We start from the raw sequence: 921 nt of genomic DNA on the forward strand, positions 1-921 counted from the left end.
CTGTTCAGTGTCGGTTGATGGTTGACGTTTCTGTGTCGGTTGATCCTTGACACTCGTGTTGTGGTTAGGCCTGTGCGCTGGTGCGCGCGGCCCGTTTATTTCGTACCGTGCCGCGGCTGGTGCGGGCGGCGGTTTTGACCAGATCGTCGCCGATCCAAAACCGCAGCAGCTCTCCGTCGACGTGCACGTCGCAGCGGGTACCGGCATAGTGGCGCCCGACGCTGACCTGTTGCCAGGACACGCACACGATGCCGTTGGCGCAGACCCGGCGGCTGACCCAGTCATCACCGGTGCGATCCTCACCGCCGCCCGGCGTGTGAGCCAAGGGTGCGGGCGCGGCGGTGGCTGGGCTGAATCGCTGCGCAGGTGTGGCCATGTCCAGCGACTGATGCGGGCGGGCGGTGTTGTAGTAGTCCACCCACTCGTCCAGGGCCTGCTGGGCCACTTTCAGATTCGCGAAAGCTGGTCTGTTGCTGAGGAATTCCGCGCGCAGACTGCGGTGGAAGCGCTCAATCTTGCCGGTCGTGGTCGGGCTGCGCGGTTGGGTCAGCAGATGCTCGATCCCGTTTTCCCGACAGATCCGATCAAAGAGCACCTCGACCACCGGGTGATTGAACCGGCCGGTGAACACCTTGCCGTTATCGGTCAGGATCTGCTCGGGCACCCCGTAGCTGCCCAGCGCGCCGCGCAAGCCCTCGCAGACCGCACCGGTGCGCTCCCGAGCCATCAACCGCGCACAGACACACATTCGCGAGTGATCGTCAATGCCGGTCAAGGCTTTGGCGCAGCTGCCGTCGGCCAGCGGGAATCCGCCCACGATGTCCATCTGCCATAACTCCATCGGCGCCCCGCGTTCCCAGCGTTTCCACTTGCGCGAACGCCGATCCCGCAGATTGGGATCGATCATGCCCGCGCGCACCA

General features: G+C 64.8%; 1 protein-coding gene. It reads right to left on the reverse strand.

The features are described 5' to 3' along the window. Window positions 1–64: 64 nt before the first annotated feature. Window positions 65–921, reverse strand: an 857-nt coding sequence (locus A5736_RS14720) for an integrase core domain-containing protein (RefSeq protein WP_076246986.1), incomplete at its 5' end; no start/stop codon positions are given.

The organism is Mycobacterium sp. SP-6446, from assembly GCF_001954045.1.
In the GTDB taxonomy this organism is placed as follows: Bacteria; Actinomycetota; Actinomycetes; order Mycobacteriales; family Mycobacteriaceae; genus Mycobacterium.